Source organism: Variovorax robiniae, assembly GCF_037889955.1.
Taxonomy (GTDB): Bacteria; Pseudomonadota; Gammaproteobacteria; order Burkholderiales; family Burkholderiaceae_C; genus Variovorax; species Variovorax robiniae.
This window is the reverse complement of record NZ_JBBKZS010000002.1, coordinates 765,182-784,438: the sequence shown is the minus strand read 5'-3', so window position 1 is coordinate 784,438 and position 19,257 is coordinate 765,182. Positions and strand designations below refer to the sequence as shown.

Below are 19,257 nucleotides of genomic sequence, written 5' to 3'. Positions count from 1 at the left end.
CGTCATCAGATGCAGGAGAACTGACGTGCTGGACATTCAACTGAATCGGGATTCTTTCGGGCGCCTGGTACTGACCGACCTCGATGGCGAGCGCCACGTCGGCATCGTGCCGGTGCGTGCATTTCCGCTGACGGCGCCGGACCACGGCATTTCGCTGGTCGGCAGCGACGGCCGCGAGCAGGTGTGGATCGACAACATCGACGACCTGCCGGCCGCAACGCGCGCGCTGCTTCAGGAAGACCTCGCCGCACGCGACTTCGCGCCCACGCTGCTGAAGCTGCACCGCGTGTCCACCTTCGGCGTGCCGAGCACCTGGCACATCTCCACCGACCGCGGCGAGACCAGCTTCGTGCTGAAGGCCGAGGAAGACATCCGCCGGCTCGAAGGCGGCGCCTTGCTGATCGGCAGCGCGCAGGGCGTGCAGTTCCGCATCAACGATGTGAAGGCGCTGGACCGGGCTTCCAAGAAGTTGCTGGAGCGGTTCCTGTAAATTCGGGATCGGACTTCCGGACGCAGAGGACGCGAAGGTTTCGCGAAGGACGCTAAAGAACATCCGAAATTTCTTTGGACTTCGTTTGCGACCTTTGCGTCTCTTCGCGCCCTTCGCGTCCGGTCAAGTCCGCATTGCCTGCTTGGCCTTCACTTACTCCGCATCGATCCCCGCCGACTTCACGACCTTCTGCCACTTCGCCAGGTCGGACTTGATCAGTGCCGCGTACTCCTGCGGCGTCCCGCCCTGGATCTCGATGCCGGCGGCTTCCAGCTTGCTGCGCACGTCGGGCATCTTCAGGGCCGCGTTGATCTCGGCATTGAGCTTGTTGATGATCGGCTTGGGCGTACCGGCCGGCGCGAGGAAGCCGCCGTTGGTGTTGGCGTCATAGCCCTTGAGGCCTTGCTCCTCCGCGGTCGGCACATCCGGCAGCGATGAGGCGCGCTTGCGCGTCGTCACCGCGACGGCGCGCACGTTGCCGCCCTTCACCTGCGACTGGATGGCGCTGACCGTGTCGATGTAGAGCGCAGTGCGACCGGCGATCAGGTCCGGCTGCGCGGCGGAAGAGCCCTTGTAGGGCACCAGCAGCATCTGCGTGCCGCTCGCCAGGCGGAACATCTCGGCGGCCATTTCCTGCGCGCTGCCGCGGCCCGAGGTCGCGACCTTGGCCTGGTCCGGATGCGCCTTCATCCATGCGATGAACTCGGGCAGGGTCTTGGCGGGAATCTGCGGATAGATCGCGAACACGAGCGGCACCTCGTGCGTGTAGACGATGGGCTCGAAGCTCTTCTCCGGGTCCCAGCCCAGGTTCTTGAACAGGAACTTGTTGGTGTTGTGGCTGCCGCCGACGATGCCGATGGTGTAGCCGTCGGGCGGCGACTTGGCGAGGGCATCGGTGCCCAGGTTGTTGGAAGCGCCGGGCTTGTTCTCGACGACCACGGGTTGGCCCAGCGAGTGCGTGAGCTTTTCGCCGACGACGCGGGCGATGGTGTCGATGGCGCCGCCCGGCGGGGCGGGCACGATGATCTTGATGGGGCGGGTCGGATAGTCCTGGGCCGATGCCAGGGTGGACGCCACGGCCAGGGCGGCCGAGAGGGTCACGAGCTTGAACAGTGATTTGAATTGCATGGTGGAAGTCTCCTCTGGGGGTGGATGGTGGGAGGCGCTCAGCCGCGCCCGACGAAGGGCATGGCACTGGCCATCACGGTCATGTTCAGCACGTTGGCCGCGAGCGGCAGCGCGGCGATATGGCGCACCGCATCGGCGACGTGGGTCGCGTCCATCATGGGTTCGGGCGCGGTGCTGCCGTTGGCCTGCAAGACGCCGCGCGTCATGCGCTCGGACAACTCGGTGAGCGCATTGCCGATGTCGATCTGGCTGGCCACGATGTTGAAGGCCCGGCCGTCCAGTGCCAGTGCCTTGGTGATGCCGCTGACCGCGTGCTTGCTGGCGGTGTAGGGGGCGGTGAAGGGCCGCGGCGTGTGCGCCGAGATGGAGCCGTTGTTGATGATGCGACCGCCCTGCGGCGACTGGCGGCGCATGAGCCCGAAAGCCGCTCGCGCGCACAGGAACACGCCGGTCACGTTGGTGTTGATGACGTTGAACCACTTTTCCAGCGGCAGTTCGTCCATCGGCACGGCCGGAGCGTTCACGCCCGCGTTGTTGAAGAGCATGTCGAGCCGGCCGAAGCTGCGCTCGATGGTGTCGAACAGCGCTTGCACGCTGTCGGGGTCGGTCACGTCGGTGGGCACGGCCAGTGCCTGCTTGCCATCGCGCTCGGCCTCGGCGGCCAGTGACTGCAAGGGTTCCGCGCGCCGGCCTGCGAGCACGACGGTCCAGCCGTCCTTCAGCAGGCCGAGGGCGACGGCGCGGCCGATGCCGCTGCCTGCGCCGGTGACCAGCGCGATTCTTGTCGAGGGGGTTGCGTTCAAGAGCTTGTCTCCAGTGATGGTTGTTGTCGAGTGGCGGGGATGCCCACGGTCATCGAGAACGCGCCGATGCCCGACACGCCCCCGCTGACCACGTCCCCCGGTTGCAAGGAGCCGACGCCTACGGGCGTGCCGGTGAAGACCAGGTCGCCGGGCGCGAGCGCCACCGAGCGCGACAGCATCGCCACCAGTTCGTTCACGGGCCACAGCAGGTCGGCCACGTCGGCACGCTGCCGGTCGATGCCGTTGACCGAGAGCCAGATCGCACCGGTCCGCGGATGCCCGCAGTCGGCAGCGGGCACGATGGGCGAGCACGGCGCGGAACGGTCGAAGGCCTTCGCAGGTTCCCAGGGTCCGCCGACGCGCTTGGCTTGCTGTTGCAGGTCGCGCAGCGTGAGGTCCAGGCCGGCGGCGTATCCCCAGATGTGGTGCGCCTCGACGCGCGCCGGGTCGATGTCCCGCCCGCCGCGTCCGATGGCAACGACCAGTTCGATCTCATGGCAGAAGTCGCGGGTGCCGGGCGGATACGCCAGGGCGCCATGCGCCGGCACCACCGCATTGGCGGGCTTCATGAACCAGGCGGGCAGTTCGCGAGGCGCGGGTTCGTTCGCGTCCCATCGGTAGTTGCGGCCGATGCAAAAAACGCGGCCCACCGGGAAGCGCGACGCGCTGCCGGCCACGGCAAGGGCGGTGGGCGCCGGTACGGGGATGACGAAGTCGGTCATGCAGGCGCTCAGGTCGTCAGGCTCATCGACGGGCGTTCGCCGGCCAGGGCCTGCGCGAGGCTGTCCAGCACCATCTCGGCCATCGCGGTCCGGGTCTCCCAGGTGGCGCTGGCGCGGTGCGCCTGCAGCGTCACGCTGTCCGACTGGCGCAGGGCAGGGGGAACGCGGGGCTCGTCGACGAACACGTCCAGGCCCGCGCCCGCAATGCGGCCGGCGGCCAGCGCGTCGGTCAGGTCGGCCTCGTTGACGAGCCGGCCACGGGCCACGTTGACCAGGAAGCCGCGCGGGCCGAGCGCGTCGAGCACGGCTGCGTTGACGATGCCTTCGGCCTTGTCCGCCGCCGCGCACAGCACCAGCGCGTCGGACTCGCGCGCCAACTCGACCAGGTCAGCCACGAAGCGGTGCGGCACATCGTTCATCTGCTGCAGGTCGGTGTAGCTGATCGGGCAGCCGAAGGCTGCGGCGCGCACCGCGACGGCGCGGCCCACGCGCCCCATGCCGACGATGCCGACGCGCATGCCGCTGAAGCGCCGCGCCAGCGGAATCGCGCTGGGCTGCGGACGCAGTTCCCATTCGCCGTCGCGCACAAAGCGATCACCAGCGCACAGGTTGCGGCAGGCCGCGATCAGCAGGCCGATGGCCAGGTCGGCCACGTCCTCGGTCAGCGCGCCCAGGGTCGCGGTGACGGGCACGCCGCGGCCGCGGCAGTAGGCCAGGTCCACCGCGTCGGTGCCGACGCCGTTGACGGCCACGACCTTGATGCCGGGCAATTGTTCCAACATCCCCCGCGAAATGCCGGTGTGGCCGCCGGTGATCACGGCATCGATGGAGGCGCCGTGCTCACGCAGCCAGGCCTCCGGGTCGGCGATCTCGAAGTGCTTGTGAACGGTGTAGAGCGATGCGAGCTTGTCGTTGATCGCGGGGATCAGGATCGGGTTGAGTTGGAGGACGCTGGGTTTCATGTCTGTTTGTTGATAAGGGGCGGGGTGGGCGCATGGTATGAATGCATTGATGAAATCGTCAATATTGATGTATAAAATCAATATAAATTGACTCCCCACCCGCAAACCATGGCTTCCTGGATCTCGATGGACGAGGCTTGCCGCCTCCTCGGCGTGCGCCCGCAAACGGTCTATGCCTACGTGAGCCGCGGCAAGCTGGAGGTCGCGCCCGATCCGGCCGATTCGCGCCGCAGCCTGTACCGCGCCGAGGATGTCGCCGGCCTGGCCAAGCGCAAGCAGGCCGGCCGCAAGCACGAGACGCTGGCCGCCAACACGCTGTTCGGCGCTGAGCCCAGTGTGCCGACGGCCCTGTGCGCCTTCGTTCGCGGGCGGCCGTACTACCGGGGCCAGGATGCGGTGGGCCTGGCCCGGTCGGCGAGCATGGAGGAGGTCGCACGACTGCTGTGGGCGGCCGAGCAACCCGTCGACTTCTCATGCGCGACGCCGTTGCGCACGCGCACGCCCGGGCGAGAAGCCGCATTCACGGCGCTGGCCAGCCTGGCGGCCACCGGCCATTCCACGCGCGGACGCCTGACCCGGGTGCTGCACTCCGAGTGCCAGGACCTGGTTGGCCGGGTGGCTGGTGCGTTTGGCGCCCGGCAGGGCAGCGAGCCGCTGCATCTGCGTTTCGCCCAAGGCTGGAAGCAGTCGGCCGAGGTGGCGGAGTTGTTGCGAACGGCCATGGTCCTGCTGGTCGACCACGAGCTGACGAGTTCGGCCTTTGTCACGCGCATCGCGGCGTCCACCGGCGCCTCCTTGCCGGCCTGTCTGCTGGCCGGGTTGACCACGCTGTCAGGCCCCTTGCACGGCGATGCCTCGGGCCGCGTCCAGGCGCTGTTCAGCGAAGTGGAGCGCTTGGGCGAGGACCAGGTGCTGGCCCACTACCTGTCGACCGGCCTTCCCCTGGCCGGCTTCGGCCACCACCTCTACCCAGATGGCGATCCGCGCGCTGCGGCCTTGCTGGCGCTGTTCGAGCCGCCGGAGGCGATCGCCCGCTTTGTGTGGAAGGTGACCGAACAGACCGGCATGCAGCCCAACATCGACGTGGCCCTGGCCGCGCTGGTGGCGCATTACCGGCTGCCGGCGGATGCGGCCTTTGGCCTGTTCGCCACGGCGCGCAGTGTCGGGCTGCTGGCGCACGGGCTGGAGCAGTTGGGGGAGACGCAGGTGATCCGCCCACGGGGGCGCTATGTGGGCCCGTTGCCCGAGATGCCGCAGGGGCTCAGGACGTAGGCATTCGTGCGTCGCATTCAATCGCCGTGCGACGCGATCAAATCCGATAAACTGCATCAGTTTCACAAAAGTGCATCAATCATGCGAACCACGATCACTCTCGAGGATGACGCGTTTGGACTGGCGCAAAGCTATGCGCAGGCGCGAGCGCTCAAGTTGGGCCAGGCCATCTCCGAATTGATTCGACGGGGCAGCGGAGAGCGCCTCCCGATGCGCAAGGTGGCGGGTGCCTGGGTCTTCGATCTGCCGGCTGACACTCCCAAGGTGACCGAGCGCCAGGTCAAGAACTTGTTGGATGAAGCTCCTTGAGTTGGTTGCTGGACGCGAATGCGCTGATCGCCTTGGGTTGGCCGGCGCACGAACATCACGAGCGGATGATCCGCTGGTTCAAGTCGCATGCGCGGCAAGGCTGGTCGACCTGTGCGTTGACGCAGGCAGCATTCCTGCGTGTCATCTGCCAGCCAGCGTTTGCCGGTCGACTCGTGGAAGTCGCTGAAGTGGCCGAACTCCTTGCGCGCAACACCGCCCATCCTCGTCACCAGTTCCTGCCGTTGGATTTCGGGTTCGAAGAGGTCCTTGGCCATTGCACTGGCGGGGTGCGGGGGCATCGCCAGATCACGGACGCCTGGTTGCTGACGCTCGCGGCACGGAACGGCATGAAATTGCTGACCTTCGACACGGCGATTTCTCAATTGCTTGCCAGCTCTGCCGAGCGGGAGCGATATCTGAGCACTCCGGCGGCGGACTGAGCCCGGCTCGCCCGCCACGGAGGTCAAATCGAGCAACGAGAAGACAACGCCACATCGACGAGATTGCGTGCCCACGCAGGCTGCATGAGAGTCAACGCAATCCCAGCCCGCGCAGCACGTCGTAGCAAGCCCCCATCGTGTGATAGTCGGTCTTGCCGGCGGGGCTCTTGTGGTCCGACAGCGCGCGGTTGTCGTTGCCGCGCTTGAAGTACCAGGCGCCGTGCTCGTGGTCGATCATGTGGGCCCAGCTGTAGGCCCAGATGCGGTCGTACCAGTCCCAGTACGCCGGCTCGCCGGTGCGCACCGCCATCAAGGCCGCGGCGGCAAGGCTCTCGGCCTGCACCCAGAAGTACTTCTCGCCGTCGCACACCTGGCCGTCGGGCGCGCTTCCGTAGACCAGGCCGCCGTGCACTGCGTCCCAGCCGCGCTGCATGGCGATGTGGAAAAAATGGCGGGCAGTCGGCAGCAGCCATGCGGGGCGCTGGCCTTCGGGCAATCGTGCCTCCAGCTGCAGCAGTAGCTTGGTCCATTCGGTGAGATGGCCGATCTGGTAGCCCCAGGGGCGGAAGATGTTGGTGTTGTCGTGGCGGTTGTAGTCCCAGTCGACCGACCAGTCGCTGCGGTAGTGCTCCCAGACCAGGCCACCGGCCAGCGTGGCCTGGCGTTGGGCGATGTGTTCGGCCAGCGTCACGGCGCGGGCCAGGAAGGCTTCGTCGCCGGTCGCTTCGTGGGCCGCGAGCATCGCTTCACAGCCGTGCATGTTGGCGTTCTGGCCGCGGTAGTCGCTGAGCTGCCAATCGGGCGTGGCATCGTCGGCGTAGAGGCCGTGGGGCGGTTCCCAGAAGCGTTGCTCCATCAGCGCGAAGGTTGCATCCAGTCCTGCGCGTGCCTCGCTCGCGCCGGCCATCAAAGCATGCGCATGGGCCAGCAGCACGAAAGCGAGGCCGTAGCAATGCTGAGTGCCGTCCTTCACTGTGGCGCGCTGGCCGTCCCAATCGATCATCCAGGCATAGCCGCCCTGCGGCTGGGCGTGCGCCTGTTGCAGGAAGCGCAGGCCGTGCCGCACGGCTTCCAGGTCGTTCGGTCGTTCTGACGCACCGAATTGCCGCAGCGCCATCGCATGGTTGAACACGAAGCGCGTGCTGCTGACCAGATGCCGCGAGCGTGCGTCGAACACGTGGCCGTCGTCGCGAAAGTAGTGAAAGTACCCGCCGCTCGGGTCGATGTCGCGACCGTCGTAGAAGGCCAGCGTGTGGCGGATGTGGTCCAGCAGGAAGGCGGGCGATCTGAAGTCGGGCATGGTGGGACTCGGTGCTGTCTGGCGCCAGTGTCCTCGAATCTCCGCGCGTCGAGCGGTGGGATTCACGCGATGCTGCGAAACTTGCGCGCTCGGCCTGCAGCGCTTCATCGGGAGATTCTCAAGATGCACACCACCGCACTCGTCCTGTTCTCCGGCGGCCAGGATTCCACCACCTGCCTTGCGCAGGCGTTGTCGAAGTACGAGCGCGTCGAGACGCTGGGCTTCGACTACGGCCAGCGACATCACATCGAGATGGACACGCGCCGTGTGGTGCTCGCCAACCTGCGCGAGCGATTCCCGCAATGGGCGCCGCACATGGGCGAGGACCATGTGCTGACGCTGGCGGCCCTGCAGCAACTCGGCGGTTCCTCGCTCACCGACGAGGTGGCCTTTGCGATGCAGGCGGATGGCCTGCCCAATACCTTCGTGCCGGGGCGCAACCTGCTGTTCCTCACGCTGGCCGGCGCGCTGGCGTATCGACGCGGTTTGCAGGTGATCGTCACGGGCGTCTGCGAGACCGACTTCTCCGGCTACCCCGACTGCCGCGACGACACCATGAAGGCGATGCAGATCGCGCTGTCGCTCGGACTGGAACGCAGGCTGCTGATCGAGACGCCGCTGATGTGGATCGACAAGGCCGACACCTGGGCGCTGGCCCATTCACTCGGTGGACAGGCCCTGGTCGACCTGATCATCGAGGACACGCACACCTGCTACCTCGGCGATCGCGTGCACCGCAACGCCTGGGGCTATGGCTGCGGCACCTGCCCGGCTTGCGAACTGCGCCAGCGCGGGTGGGCGCGCTATTCGGCGCGCGATGCGAACGCGTCGTCAAGTCCGTAGTCGCGCTCGACCTTGCAGATGCGCGTCTTGTAGTCGCTGTACCAGGTGCTGCGGCCGGTCTCTTGCGCGATGCGGTGCTCGGCATTGGCCTTCCACGCGCGGATCGATTCGAGGTCGCGCCAGTAGCTCACCGTGATGCCAAGCTCCTCGCGCGCAGACTCGATGCCGAGGTAGCCCGGCTGCTGCGCCGCGAGTTCGTCCATGCGATCGGCCATCGCGCCGTAGCCGTTGTCGCCGTCTGTGCGCAACGACGTGAAGATGACCGCGTAGTAGGGCGGCTTGGGTGTGTTCGCGATGGTCATGCCGGTGCCCTCTGCGTGACCAGACGATAGCGCGACGCGTCGCCCTCGGCTTGCGGCGCAAGCGTCCAACGCTGCCGATGATGGTCGCCGACGGCCGCGCGGTGGGCAATCGACACCATCGCGCCGCCGGCTTGCTGCACCGTCGCGGCAAGCCGCTGATACAGCGTGCGCTCGGCCTCGGCATCGAGCGCGCTGGTGGCCTCGTCAGCGAACAGCCAGGCCGGCTTCTTCAGCAGCACGCGCGCAATCGCAAGGCGTTGCTGCTCGCCGCCGGACAGCTTCTGGCTCCACGCATCGCTGTCGTCCAGCCGACTCGCCAGTTGCGGCAGCAGCGCATCGTCGAGCGCCTTGCGCAAGGCTTCGTCGCTGTAGTCGGCGGCGGGGTTCGGATAGGCCAGCGCGTCGCGCAAGGTGCCATCTGGAACATAGGGCCGTTGCGGAATGAACATCGCGTTGTCCGGCACGTTCACATGCCCGCGCGCGAACGGCCAGATGCCGGCGAAGGCGCGGAACAAGGTGGACTTGCCGCTGCCCGACGGGCCTTGCAGCAGCACGCTGTCGCCCGGTTGCACGCTGAGCGCGGCATTGGCCAACAGTTGCGTACCGTTGGGCAGTGCCACGCTGAGGTCGTCGGTGTGCAGCGACGATGCGCCCTGTTCGCGGGCCAGCGCCTCGTTGCGTGTCGAATGGGCGCGCATGGCGTCGTCGAAGGTGGTGAGACGGTCGGCGGTGGCGCGCCAGACGGCCACGCGGTCGTAGTTGTCGACGAACCACGAGAGCGCGTCCTGCACCGTGTTGAAGGTGCGCGAGACCTGCATCAGTTCGCCGAACTGGATTGCGCCGCTGAAGAAGCGCGGCGCGGCCAGGAAGAAGGGGAACACCACGGACAACTGCGCGAAGGACGCGGTGAAGGCCACCAGGTTCTTCTGTTGCTTGATCAGCGACAGGTAGTTGCGCAGCACGCTGCTGAAGCGCATGTCGAGCTGGCCGTGCTCGACCTTTTCGCCGCGGTCGAGCGCGATCGCCTCGCTGTTCTCGCGCACGCGGATCAGGTGGTGCCGAAAGTCGGCTTCGTAACGCTGCTGGTTGAAGTTGAGCCGGATCAGCGGGCGCCCGATGTAGTGCGTGAGGGTCGTGCCGATCACGCAATAGATCACCGCCACCCAGACCATGTAGCCCGGTATGGTGAAGTCATGGCCACCGAGCGCGAACGAGAACGCCCCCGACAGGCCCCACAGGATGCCGATGAAGGTGACCAGCGTCACGACCGAGTTCAGGATGCCCATCGACAGCGTCACCGTGTAGTCGGTGAAGAGCTGCATGTCTTCCTGCAGGCGCTGGTCGGGGTTGTCAGCAGTGGCGAGGCCGTTGCCGGCGGACGCCGTGTATCGCGCGAGTTCCAGCCGGTAGAAGGTGCGGTTCTTGAGCCAGCGCGTCATGTAGCTGCGCGTCATCCAGGCACGCCAGCGCATCTGCAACAGTTGCGTGAGGTAGTACTTGAAGACTGCCACCAGGATGCCGCCCATCGCCAGATAGGTGAAGCGCAACAGTTGCTGCCAGAACACTGTCTGGTCCTTGGCCTGCAGCGCGTCGTAGAAGACGCGGCTCCAGTCGTTGATGAGCACCGTGACGTAGACCGTGCCGAGGTTCAGCGCGACCACCGCAATGAGCAGGGCGCGCGCCTTCCATTTCTCCTCGGACTGGAAGTACGGTGCCGCGAGCCGGCCGATGCGGCGCAGGGCACCGATCATCGAGGTGCGAGGGGTGGGGGGAGGAGCAGTATTAGTGGCTGTGGGAGACATGGACCGCCATCGTTGTGTGCACGCGGGCGCGTGCGATGGCGGTCATCCTAACGGGGGCTGCAGGGCCTGTCTTAGGCGGCCCTGAAGGCTCGCCCTCAATCGGCCTTGGGTTTCGGCAACACCGGCGTCGAGCCCGGTGCGAGCAAACCAGTGCGCGTGTACGTCATGAGCTTGTCGCGCGTGTCGACGATGTCCAGGTTGCGCATCGTCAGCTGGCCGATCCGGTCCTGCGGCGAGAACGCGCCCGCCACCTTCTCCATGCTCAGGCGTTCCGGCTTGTAGGTGAGGTTCGGCGAATCGGTGTTCAGCAGCGAGTAGTCGTTGCCGCGGCGCAGTTCCAGCGTCACCTCGCCGGTGACGGCGCTCGCCACCCAGCGCTGGGCCGTCTCGCGCAGCATGATGGCTTGCGGGTCGAACCAGCGGCCCTGGTACAGCAGGCGACCCAGCTTCAGGCCGTTCATGCGGTACTGCTCGATGGTGTCCTCGTTGTGGATGCCGGTCACGAGGCGCTCGTAGGCGATGTGAAGCAGCGCCAGGCCAGGGGCCTCATAGATGCCGCGGCTCTTGGCCTCGATGATGCGGTTCTCGATCTGGTCGCTCATGCCCAGGCCGTGGCGGCCGCCGATGCGGTTGGCTTCCATCATCAGGTCGACCGGATTGGCGAAAGTCTTGCCGTTCAGCGCGACCGGCATGCCTTCCTCGAAGCGCACCGTCACTTCTTCGGCCTTGACGACCACGTCGTCCTTCCAGAAGGCCACGCCCATGATCGGATTGACGATCTTGATGCCGCTGTTGAGGTGCTCCAGGTCCTTGGCTTCGTGCGTGGCGCCGAGCATGTTGGAGTCGGTGGAGTAGGCCTTCTCTGCCGACATCTTGTAGCCGAAGCCGTGCTGCGTCATGAACGCCGACATCTCGGCGCGGCCGCCCAGTTCGTCGATGAACAACTGGTCCAGCCAGGGCTTGTAGATGCGCAGCGACGGGTTGGTCAGCAGGCCGTAGCGGTAGAAGCGCTCGATGTCATTACCCTTGTAGGTGCTGCCGTCGCCCCAGATGTTGACGTCGTCTTCCTTCATCGCCGCCACCAGCATGGTGCCGGTCACGGCGCGGCCGATGGGGGTGGTGTTGAAGTAGGTGATGCCGGCCGTGGAGATATGGAAGGCGCCGGCCTGCAGCGCGGCGATGCCTTCGGCGACGAGCTGGCTGCGGCAGTCGATCAGGCGCGCTTGCTTTGCGCCGTATTCCATCGCCTTGCGCGGGATTTCGTCATAGTCCGGCTCGTCGGGCTGGCCGAGGTTGGCGGTGTAGGCATAGGGCACGGCGCCCTTTTGCTTCATCCAGAGCAGCGCCGCGCTGGTGTCGAGGCCGCCGGAGAACGCGATGCCGACCTTCTGGCCGACGGGAATGGATTGGAGGATGGTGGACATGGGCAAATGGTGGGCTCTGGCGAGCCGTTGTGGGCCGTGCGACCACGGCGCAGTGGGAAAAATCGGGAACCGCGTATTTTCTGCGCTTTTTGGGGCGCCGCCGAAAACGCGCCTTCCGGGTCAGCCCACGTTGCTGATCCCGCTTGCCACATGCCCCGACGGCACATGCTGCGCAGCCGAGTTCACGTGCCCGGTCTGGTCGTCGAAGAAGAAGTCCGGCTCGAACTCGCGCAGGAACTCGCCCTTGGGCAGCCCGCCGAGGAACATCGCCTCGTCCACCTTGATGTTCCAGTTCATCAGGGTGCGGATCGCGCGCTCGTGCGCCGGCGCGCTGCGCGCGGTGACCAGGGCGGTGCGGATGCGCATGTTCGCATTGCCGGCCTTCTGCAGCCGGTGCAGCGCGGCCAGCAGCGGCTTGAACGGGCCGCCGGGCAGCGGCAGGGTGGCCTTGCTCAACTCATGCGCCTGGAACGCGTCCAGCCCCTGGCTCTGGAACACGCGCTCGGCCTCGTCGCTGAACAGCACCGCGTCACCGTCGAAGGCGATGCGGACTTCATTCGGCCAGGCGTCGCTGGCCTTGACCGATTCGACCAGCACCCGCGCCGCCGGGAAGCCCGCGTTCAAGGCTTCGCGCACATCCTCCGCATTCACCGACAGGAACAGATGCGCCCCCAGCGGCCGCAGATAACCATACGGCGGCCGCCCCTGCGTGAACACGCCGCGCTGCAGCTTGATGCCGGCCGCGCCGCCCGAGCGGAACACGCGCATGCCCGACACCGGATCGTTGCGCGAGAGGATCACGACCTCGACCCGCTCATTGCCGTCATCGTTGAAGCGCAACAGCTTCTGCACCAGCTGGTATGCGATGCCCGGTTGCGCCGGCACGTCGAGCCGCTCGAATTGCAGCCGCATGTAGCCCTCGGAATCGCCCGACTCGAACAGGCGGTTCTCTTCCTCGAGGTTGAAAAGCGCGCGCGATGAAATCGCTACGACCAGCTTGTCGCCAAGGCTTGCGGGCATGTCAGATCACTTCACGAACTGGTTGAGCTGGATGATCGGCAGCAGCACCGCCAGCACGATCAGCATCACGACCGCGCCCATCGCCACGATCAAGAGCGGCTCCAGGATCGTCGCCAGGTGCATCGCGCGGCGCTGCACGTCTGCGCCGAGCTGATTGGCGGCTCGCTGCAGCATCTGCGGCAGCTGGCCGGTCTGTTCGCCGAGCCGCGCAAACATCGGCACGATGCCGGGAAAGCGCTTCTTCTGCGCCAGCGCCGAGGCCAGCGGCGCGCCTTCGCGCACCAGCACTAAGGCATCGAGCGCGTCGGCCCGCATCGCGTGATTGCCCAGCGTTTCCGCCGCCGCCTGCAAGGCACGCAGGATCGGCACGCCGGCCATCGCGAGCATCGCCAGCGTGCTGGAGAAACGTGCCGCGTTGTAGCCGCGCGAGAGCTTGCCGACCAGCGGTAGCTTGAGCCACGCGGCATCGAACCGGAGCCGCAGCTCGGGTCGGGCCAGCGCCACGCGCACGCCGATGCCGATCAGCACCAGCGCGATCAGCATCACCCAGCCGTATTCGCGCACGAAGCCGCTGATGGCGAGCATCGCGGAGGTCAGCATCGGCAGCGCGCGCTTGGTGCCGGTGAACACGTTGGCCACCTGCGGCACCACGTAGGTCACGAGGAAGATCACGATCACGATCGCCACCAGCGTCACGATGGCCGGATACAGCGCGGCGCCCACCAGCTTCTGCTGCAGGGCCTGGCGTTGCTCCAGGTCGTCGGCCAGGCGTTCCAGCACCAGCCCGAGGTTTCCGGTCTGCTCGCCAGCCGTGATCACCGACGAATAGATGAGCGAGAACTCGCGCGGATGACGGGTCAGCGCGCGCCCGAAAGAGGAGCCCGCATTCACCTCGGCCCGCAGCGATGCATTGAGATTGCGCTCGGGCTCGGTCTCCGATTCCTCCATCAAGGCCGTGAGCGCGCGTTCCAGCGTGAGGCCGGAAGACACCAGCCCGGCCAGTTGCCGCGTCCACACGGCCAGGCCGCTGGCGCTGAACACCCGCGCACCGCCGAACCAGCGTGACAAGCCGCCCGGGCTGGCCGAGCCGGCGGCGCCCTGGCTGGCGACGGAAGTCACCTCGATCGGGATCAGCTTCTGGGCGCGAAGCAGCCCACGCGCCGCGCGCGCGGTGTCGGCCTCCAGGACGCCCTTGCGGGACTGTCCCTGAGGGTCTATGGCTTCGAAAGAATAGGCGGGCATGGTCGTTGTCGGCAAAATGCGCGAAGCCGCATTGTCGATGCTTGGCACACCCCGGCGCTTTCGCAATGCACCCTGCAACCGCGATCCAAGGAGTATTTGTCATGTTGCTTCGATCCCTCGCCGGCGCCGCCCTGCTCGGCACGCTCTCGCTGGCGGCGCATGCCCAGGAGACATTCGACGGATTCCTTTGCTGCAATTTGCGCACGGACGGCAGCTGGATGAGCGACGCCAACTACGCGGAAAGCGGCAAGCGCGTCGTCCCCGCCGGCACGCCGGTCCGCGTGACGGGCTACGGCCGCCAGCGCGTGCTGGTGGAAATCAACGGCGGCAAGCAGGCCATCGGCAACGACTACAGCCGCGACCTCGACCTCCCCACCTTTGCCCGACGCTGGGTGGTCAAGGACGACCCCAACGTCAAGATCGCCAGCTACCCGCCCAAGATCCGCGAAGCCATCAAGTCCGCCCGCATCACCAAGGGCATGACCCGCGAACAGGTCGCCATGGCCGTCGGCTGGCCGATCACGAGCGAGAACCCGAACCTCGACGTCGCGCTGTGGCGCATGTGGATCAGCAGCTTCGGCGGGTACAGCGTGATGTTCGACAAGGCCGGCAAGGTGACCGGCGTGGATACCGACCCGCAGACCAAGGTGCTGGTGTACGTGGATTGATCAGTCCCGCGTCACCCGCAACAACTCCGCGCGTGACGTCACCCCCGCCTGCACCAGCCGCTCGCCATCCTCGCGCATCGAGCGCAGACCGGCCTTTTCGGCGGCCACGAACAGCTGACTTTCCGCCGCGCGGTTGTGGATCAGCGATTGCACGGTCTCATCGGCCACCAGCAATTCGAAGATGCCGGTGCGACCCTGGTAGCCGGTCTGGCCGCAGGACTCGCAGCCGGTGCCGCTGCACACCGGGCACACCTTGCGCACCAGCCGCTGGGCCAGCACCCCGAGCAATGACGAACTCAGCAGGAAGGGCTCCACGCCCATATCGGTGAGCCGCGTCACGGCGCTCACCGAATCGTTGGTGTGCAGCGTCGCCAGCACCAAATGCCCGGTGAGCGAGGCCTGGATGGCGATCTGGGCGGTCTCGAAGTCGCGGATCTCGCCGATCATGATCACGTCCGGGTCCTGCCGCAGGATCGCGCGCAGAGCCTTCGCGAAAGTCAGGTCGATCTTGGAATTGACCTGCGTCTGGCCCACGCCGGCCAGCTCGTATTCAATCGGGTCTTCCACCGTCATGATGTTGCTGCGCGCCGCGTCGAGCCGGGCCAGTGCCGCGTAGAGCGTGGTCGTCTTGCCCGAGCCCGTGGGCCCGGTCACGAGGATGATTCCGTGCGGCTGGCCGATCAGGCTCTCGAAGCGTGCCAGCGTGTCGCCCTGCATGCCCACGGCTTCCAGCGTGAGCTTGCTCTCGCTTTTGTCCAGCAGCCGCAGCACCGCGCGTTCGCCGTGCGCAGAAGGCAGCGTCGACACCCGCACGTCGACCGCGCGCGTGCCGATGCGCAAGCTGATGCGCCCGTCCTGCGGCAGCCGCTTCTCGGCGATGTCCAGGTCGGCCATGATCTTCAGCCGCGAGATCAGCGCGGCATGCAGCGCGCGATTGGGTTGCACCACCTCGCGCAGCGTGCCGTCGATCCGAAAGCGCACCGAAGACGTCCGCTCGTAGGGCTCGATGTGGATGTCGCTGGCGCCGTCGCGCGCGGCCTGCGTCAGCAGCGCGTTCAGCATGCGGATGATCGGCGCGTCGCCGGCGTTCTCCAGCAGGTCCTCCACGGCCGGAAGCTCCTGCATCATGCGCGCCAGGTCGGCATCGCCCTGCACCTCGGTGACCACCGCCGCGGCGCTCGATTCGCCCTTCGCATAGGCCGCGCTGATGCGCTGCGCCAGCTCATTCGGCGCGAGCGGCTCGAAGGCCGTCACGGCGTACTTGCGCACCACCTCGCCGAGCGCACTGCGCGGTGGGTTCTGCGGCATCCACAGCGTCGCGCTGCCGTCGTCGGCCTGCTCCAGCAACAGTTGCTGGCTGCGCGCGAATGCGTAGGGGAGGGGGTAGCGCATGCTCGGGCTCGTTCCGTTGGGCGCCTAGGGGAGTTCGCGCGACGAAGCCGGGTCGGCCGTGGGGGGCAGCGCGCCCCGCAGCGGGCCGCTGTCCAGGCGGCGGCCGTTGTACGGCGCCATGGGCGGTGGCACCAGCCGTGTGCCATCGATGCGTTGCTGCGCGGGCACGTCTGGCGTCGGCGACGTCGAATTCAGCGGCGGGATGATGGCCGACTGGTCGACCGAGTCCAGCGGGAAGTTGCGTTCGGGCTGGTTGCCCTGCTGCAGCGACCGGATGTTGTTGTACCGGTCGGCCGAGAACGCGTCGGTGCTCGCGGCGTCGCGCATCACCGTAGGCCGCAGGAAGACCATCAGGTTGGTTTTGTTGCGGCTGCGCTTCTCGCTCTTGAACAGGCTGCCGAGCACTGGGATGTCGCCGGCCAGCGGCACCTTGTCGGTGTTGTTGGAATAGTCGTCCTGCAGCATGCCGCCGAGCATCACGACGCTGCCGTCTTCCACCAGCACGTTGGACTCGATGCTGCGCTTGTTGGTGGTGGGGCCATTCGGGTCGGCCAGGGTGCCGGGGGCGACGCTCGACACCTCCTGGAAGATCGTCATCTTGACGGTGCCGTTCTCGTTGATCGTCGGTCGCACGCGCATGGTCAGGCCCACGTCCTTGCGCTCGACGGTGGTGAAGGGGTTGACGGTGGAGGCGACACCGTTGGTGCTGGCGTAGGAGCCCGTCGGGAAGGGCACGTTCTGGCCGACCACGATCTTGGCTTCCTCGTTGTCCAGCGTCAGCAGGTTGGGTGTGGACAGCACGTTGCCGGAGCCGTCGCTGGCCAGGAAGCTGGCGATGAAGCCCAGGATGTACTGGCCCGCCGTCATGTGCGCGACGCCAAAATTCAGGCCGGCGCTCAGCTGGCTCACGGCATTGGCGGGGGTGGTGCCGGCGAGCGCAGCGGACAGTGCCAGGATGTTGGCGCCCGCCACGCTGGAATTGGTGCCGATCACGCCCACGTTGGTGTCGCCCTTGCGTCCCAGCGCGCTTTGCCACTGCACGCCGAACTGCGCCGCCTTGGTCGCGTTGACCTCGACGATCAGGGCTTCGATCATGACCTGCGCACGCCGCCCGTCGAGCCGGTCGACCACTGCGCGGATCTGCCGGTACTGCGGTTCGCTGGCCGTGATGATCAGCGAATTGGTGGCCGGATCGGCCTGGATCTGCCCGCCCGTGGAGGGCTGGTTGGCGTTGTTGAGCGGCGAGGTGGCTGGCGTCGCGCCCTGCTGCAGGCCGGTCTGGTTCGCAGCTACGTTGGCCGCGGCGGCGCCCGCGCCGGTGAGCCCGCCGCTGCCGCCGCGTGCGTCACTCGCGATGGCGGCGCGCAAGGTGGTCGCGAGCTTCACGGCATCGGCGTTCTTCAGGTAGATCACGTAGATGTTGCCGGCCGCCCCGTTGGTGGTGTCGATCGGCGCGCGGTCGAGCCGGTCGACCAGCGTGCGCACCAGTTGCGCACGTGCCGGGTTGGCCGCACGCAGGATCAGCGAGTTGCTGCGCGGCTCCGCGATCAGCGTCGTACGGAATGCGGTGTCCGCCGACCCGGGCGCCGCGCCGGCGCCACCGCCGGCCACGTTCGCCGCGCCGCCGCCGTCGACGAGGCGCTGCACCAGCGGCACCAGGTCGGTCGCCACCGAATGCTTCAGCGGGATCACCTCGATGTCGGACGCATTCGGCACGTCCAGCGCCGCGATGATGCGGGCGATTCGCCGCATGTTGTCCGCATAGTCGGTGATCACCAGCGAGTTGTTGCCGGCGTTCACGTTGATCGTGTTGTTCGGCGGGATCAGCGGGCGCAGCACCGGCAGCAGATTGTTCGGCGATTCGTAGTTGAGGCGGAACACCTGCGTCACGATCGAGCTGCCGCCGGCACGGGCCGTGGCGCTGGTCGAGGTGGTCACGTTGCTGGCCAGCAGCTTGGCATCCGCTTCCGGCACCACCTTGTAGAGGCCCTCGGTCTCGACCACCGCAAAGCCCTGCAGCCGCAGCGCCGCGGCGAACTGGTTGAAGGCGGTGGCGGGCGCGATGGCGCGATCGGTCTGCAGCGTGATGGTGCCCTTCACGCGCGGGTCGACCACCACGTCGCGCCCGGTCACCACAGCCATCGTGCGGGCCACCGATTCGATCTCTGCATTGGTGAAGTTCAGCGTGATCGGCTCGCCGCGGCGAGGCGCGTCGGGATTCAGCGGCTGCGGCTGCGCGAACGCGAGGGGCATGCAGGTGGCGAACAGCAGATGCGCGGCGAGTGCGACGATGCCGATGCGAGCGCCGTGTCGGAACGGGTGCTTCATGGTTGGATCAACCCAGTGTGATGAGCGAGCGGGCGCCATCGCGCCGCCCGATGATGTTCAGGAGATTGGAAAGCGCGTCTTCGCGTCCGGGCGCGGCACGGGCTTCACCGTCGAATCGCAGCGCGCGGCCGTTCCACTGGCCGTTGCCGCTCAGTTCCAGGCTGCCTTCCTGCGTGGCCAGCAGCAGCGTGGGTTGCGCGCCGCCTTCCATCGTCAGGCGGTAGCTGCCCAGCGGCTTGAGCGTGGAGAGTGCTGTCGAGATGTCCATCGCGTTGAGCGCGGCACGCCCGTTCAAGGCGAGTTGGGGGCCGCTCCAGCGCATCGAGAAGGCTTGCGTGGTGATGTCGAGCATGCCCTCGGGCTTGAGCGAGTTCCACGGCGCGCCGAGGCCGGTCAGCATCGCGGCCGGCCAGCGCGACTGGCCGTCGCGCCAGTTGAGTTCCAGGCCGTCGGCATGCGGCAGGGCGTCGAATTCGAGCGGCTTGGTCGCGCAGCAGGGCACCGTGAGCGCGGCCTGCACGCCATTCCACGCGGGGCGCAGCCGCCAGTCGACCGTGCCCGGCAGCGACACCGGCTGGGCGCCGCCCGGTCCGCTCGCGAACACCACGCCGGCGGTGCCGTTCCAGACCGTGCCCTGGGCGTTCACGAGGAGCAGGCGGCCGTTGGTGGCTTCGCGCAGCGCCTGCGCCAGCCAGCGCGCGGGTGCATAGGCCGCCAGCGCGACCAGTGCGCCCAGCAAGGCGCCCAACACGGCCCAGCGCCAGCCGGAGGCGGGGCGCTTGGAGAGGGCGTGGGCGCGGGCGATCATCG

The 19,257-nt window shown here is 67.2% G+C and carries 19 protein-coding genes; 6 read left to right on the top strand and 13 right to left on the bottom strand.

Going from position 1 to position 19,257, the window contains the following annotated elements; genetic code table 11:
• The first annotated feature begins 25 nt into the window (after positions 1–25).
• Complete coding sequence (locus WKW79_RS07955) at positions 26–490, top strand: cyanophycin metabolism-associated DUF1854 family protein (protein WP_340334556.1); 465 nt, start codon at positions 26–28, stop codon at positions 488–490.
• Positions 491–643: 153 nt separating this feature from the next.
• Here WKW79_RS07955 and WKW79_RS07950 read toward each other — a convergent pair whose 3' ends face one another.
• From WKW79_RS07950 to WKW79_RS07935, 4 genes are read right to left on the bottom strand one after another with little or no spacing between them, the layout of a single operon-like run.
• Positions 644–1,618, bottom strand: coding sequence for a Bug family tripartite tricarboxylate transporter substrate binding protein (locus tag WKW79_RS07950; RefSeq protein WP_340334555.1), 975 nt, complete (start codon positions 1,616–1,618; stop codon positions 644–646).
• A 38-nt stretch (positions 1,619–1,656) separates the two neighbouring features.
• Positions 1,657–2,421 carry an SDR family oxidoreductase gene (locus WKW79_RS07945; RefSeq protein WP_340334553.1) on the bottom strand — a complete coding sequence of 255 codons (765 nt, stop codon included), beginning with the start codon at positions 2,419–2,421 and terminating at the stop codon, positions 1,657–1,659.
• Positions 2,418–3,143, bottom strand: a complete 726-nt coding sequence (locus tag WKW79_RS07940) for a fumarylacetoacetate hydrolase family protein (protein WP_340334552.1) — start codon at positions 3,141–3,143, stop codon at positions 2,418–2,420. Before WKW79_RS07940 ends, WKW79_RS07945 begins: the two co-directional genes overlap by 4 nt.
• Before the next feature lie 8 nt (positions 3,144–3,151).
• A complete protein-coding gene (locus WKW79_RS07935) occupies positions 3,152–4,105 on the bottom strand; it encodes a 2-hydroxyacid dehydrogenase (RefSeq protein WP_340334551.1) in 954 nt (317 codons plus the stop codon).
• 108 nt (positions 4,106–4,213) lie between these two features.
• Here WKW79_RS07935 and WKW79_RS07930 point away from each other — a divergent pair, with 108 nt between their 5' ends.
• The 3 genes from WKW79_RS07930 (at position 4,214) to WKW79_RS07920 (ending at position 6,126) form a co-directional block, all read left to right on the top strand.
• Positions 4,214–5,377: a citrate synthase family protein gene (locus tag WKW79_RS07930; protein WP_340334550.1), complete on the top strand. Its 1,164-nt coding sequence runs from the start codon at positions 4,214–4,216 to the stop codon at positions 5,375–5,377.
• A gap of 81 nt (positions 5,378–5,458) precedes the next feature.
• On the top strand, positions 5,459–5,686 hold the full coding sequence (locus WKW79_RS07925; protein ID WP_340334549.1) for a hypothetical protein: 228 nt from the start codon (positions 5,459–5,461) through the stop codon (positions 5,684–5,686).
• A complete protein-coding gene (locus WKW79_RS07920) occupies positions 5,683–6,126 on the top strand; it encodes a TA system VapC family ribonuclease toxin (protein ID WP_340334548.1) in 444 nt (147 codons plus the stop codon). Before WKW79_RS07925 ends, WKW79_RS07920 begins: the two co-directional genes overlap by 4 nt.
• A gap of 91 nt (positions 6,127–6,217) precedes the next feature.
• On the opposite strand, the gene WKW79_RS07915 is transcribed toward WKW79_RS07920, so the two are convergent.
• Positions 6,218–7,426, bottom strand: coding sequence for an AGE family epimerase/isomerase (locus WKW79_RS07915; RefSeq protein ID WP_340334547.1), 1,209 nt, complete (start codon positions 7,424–7,426; stop codon positions 6,218–6,220).
• Between the two features lie 123 nt (positions 7,427–7,549).
• Here WKW79_RS07915 and queC point away from each other — a divergent pair, with 123 nt between their 5' ends.
• The gene (queC, locus tag WKW79_RS07910) at positions 7,550–8,269 is read left to right on the top strand and encodes a 7-cyano-7-deazaguanine synthase QueC (RefSeq protein WP_340334546.1); all 720 of its coding nucleotides are present in this window, start codon (positions 7,550–7,552) and stop codon (positions 8,267–8,269) included.
• Here queC and WKW79_RS07905 read toward each other — a convergent pair.
• The 5 genes from WKW79_RS07905 to gspF all read right to left on the bottom strand — a co-directional run bounded on the left by WKW79_RS07905 (position 8,230) and on the right by gspF (position 14,059).
• Positions 8,230–8,571: an antibiotic biosynthesis monooxygenase family protein gene (locus tag WKW79_RS07905; protein WP_340334545.1), complete on the bottom strand. Its 342-nt coding sequence runs from the start codon at positions 8,569–8,571 to the stop codon at positions 8,230–8,232. The two genes, queC and WKW79_RS07905, sit on opposite strands and share 40 nt — an antisense overlap.
• Positions 8,568–10,322, bottom strand: coding sequence for an ABC transporter ATP-binding protein/permease (locus tag WKW79_RS07900; RefSeq protein ID WP_340334544.1), 1,755 nt, complete (start codon positions 10,320–10,322; stop codon positions 8,568–8,570). The genes WKW79_RS07905 and WKW79_RS07900 overlap by 4 nt, the downstream gene beginning before the upstream one ends.
• 146 nt (positions 10,323–10,468) lie before the next feature.
• A complete protein-coding gene (argG, locus tag WKW79_RS07895; RefSeq protein ID WP_340334543.1) occupies positions 10,469–11,797 on the bottom strand; it encodes an argininosuccinate synthase in 1,329 nt (442 codons plus the stop codon).
• Between the two features lie 120 nt (positions 11,798–11,917).
• Positions 11,918–12,817: a 5'-nucleotidase gene (locus WKW79_RS07890; RefSeq protein ID WP_340334542.1), complete on the bottom strand. Its 900-nt coding sequence runs from the start codon at positions 12,815–12,817 to the stop codon at positions 11,918–11,920.
• 6 nt (positions 12,818–12,823) lie between these two features.
• On the bottom strand, positions 12,824–14,059 hold the full coding sequence (gene gspF / locus WKW79_RS07885) for a type II secretion system inner membrane protein GspF (RefSeq protein ID WP_340334541.1): 1,236 nt from the start codon (positions 14,057–14,059) through the stop codon (positions 12,824–12,826).
• Between the two features lie 101 nt (positions 14,060–14,160).
• On the opposite strand from gspF, the gene WKW79_RS07880 reads away from it, so the two are divergent.
• Positions 14,161–14,727: a hypothetical protein gene (locus WKW79_RS07880; protein ID WP_340334540.1), complete on the top strand. Its 567-nt coding sequence runs from the start codon at positions 14,161–14,163 to the stop codon at positions 14,725–14,727.
• On the opposite strand, the gene WKW79_RS07875 is transcribed toward WKW79_RS07880, so the two are convergent.
• From WKW79_RS07875 to gspN, 3 genes are read right to left on the bottom strand one after another with little or no spacing between them, the layout of a single operon-like run.
• Positions 14,728–16,119 carry a GspE/PulE family protein gene (locus WKW79_RS07875; protein WP_340334539.1) on the bottom strand — a complete coding sequence of 464 codons (1,392 nt, stop codon included), beginning with the start codon at positions 16,117–16,119 and terminating at the stop codon, positions 14,728–14,730.
• Between the two features lie 24 nt (positions 16,120–16,143).
• Positions 16,144–18,447, bottom strand: coding sequence for a type II secretion system secretin GspD (gene gspD / locus WKW79_RS07870; RefSeq protein ID WP_340334538.1), 2,304 nt, complete (start codon positions 18,445–18,447; stop codon positions 16,144–16,146).
• 7 nt (positions 18,448–18,454) lie between these two features.
• On the bottom strand, positions 18,455–19,255 hold the full coding sequence (gspN, locus tag WKW79_RS07865; protein WP_340334537.1) for a type II secretion system protein N: 801 nt from the start codon (positions 19,253–19,255) through the stop codon (positions 18,455–18,457).
• Between the last annotated feature and the right edge of the window lie 2 nt (positions 19,256–19,257).

Coding starts and splice junctions, on each gene's coding strand:
- WKW79_RS07950 (WP_340334555.1), bottom strand. CDS start 1,618: ATGCAATTCAAATCACTGTTCAAGCTCGTGACCCTCTCGGCCGCCCTG.
- WKW79_RS07940 (WP_340334552.1), bottom strand. CDS start 3,143: ATGACCGACTTCGTCATCCCCGTACCGGCGCCCACCGCCCTTGCCGTG.
- WKW79_RS07935 (WP_340334551.1), bottom strand. CDS start 4,105: ATGAAACCCAGCGTCCTCCAACTCAACCCGATCCTGATCCCCGCGATC.
- WKW79_RS07930 (WP_340334550.1), top strand. CDS start 4,214: ATGGCTTCCTGGATCTCGATGGACGAGGCTTGCCGCCTCCTCGGCGTG.
- WKW79_RS07925 (WP_340334549.1), top strand. CDS start 5,459: ATGCGAACCACGATCACTCTCGAGGATGACGCGTTTGGACTGGCGCAA.
- WKW79_RS07915 (WP_340334547.1), bottom strand. CDS start 7,426: ATGCCCGACTTCAGATCGCCCGCCTTCCTGCTGGACCACATCCGCCAC.
- queC (WP_340334546.1), top strand. CDS start 7,550: ATGCACACCACCGCACTCGTCCTGTTCTCCGGCGGCCAGGATTCCACC.
- WKW79_RS07905 (WP_340334545.1), bottom strand. CDS start 8,571: ATGACCATCGCGAACACACCCAAGCCGCCCTACTACGCGGTCATCTTC.
- WKW79_RS07900 (WP_340334544.1), bottom strand. CDS start 10,322: ATGATCGGTGCCCTGCGCCGCATCGGCCGGCTCGCGGCACCGTACTTC.
- argG (WP_340334543.1), bottom strand. CDS start 11,797: ATGTCCACCATCCTCCAATCCATTCCCGTCGGCCAGAAGGTCGGCATC.
- WKW79_RS07890 (WP_340334542.1), bottom strand. CDS start 12,817: ATGCCCGCAAGCCTTGGCGACAAGCTGGTCGTAGCGATTTCATCGCGC.
- gspF (WP_340334541.1), bottom strand. CDS start 14,059: ATGCCCGCCTATTCTTTCGAAGCCATAGACCCTCAGGGACAGTCCCGC.
- WKW79_RS07880 (WP_340334540.1), top strand. CDS start 14,161: ATGTTGCTTCGATCCCTCGCCGGCGCCGCCCTGCTCGGCACGCTCTCG.
- WKW79_RS07875 (WP_340334539.1), bottom strand. CDS start 16,119: ATGCGCTACCCCCTCCCCTACGCATTCGCGCGCAGCCAGCAACTGTTG.
- gspD (WP_340334538.1), bottom strand. CDS start 18,447: ATGAAGCACCCGTTCCGACACGGCGCTCGCATCGGCATCGTCGCACTC.
- gspN (WP_340334537.1), bottom strand. CDS start 19,255: ATGATCGCCCGCGCCCACGCCCTCTCCAAGCGCCCCGCCTCCGGCTGG.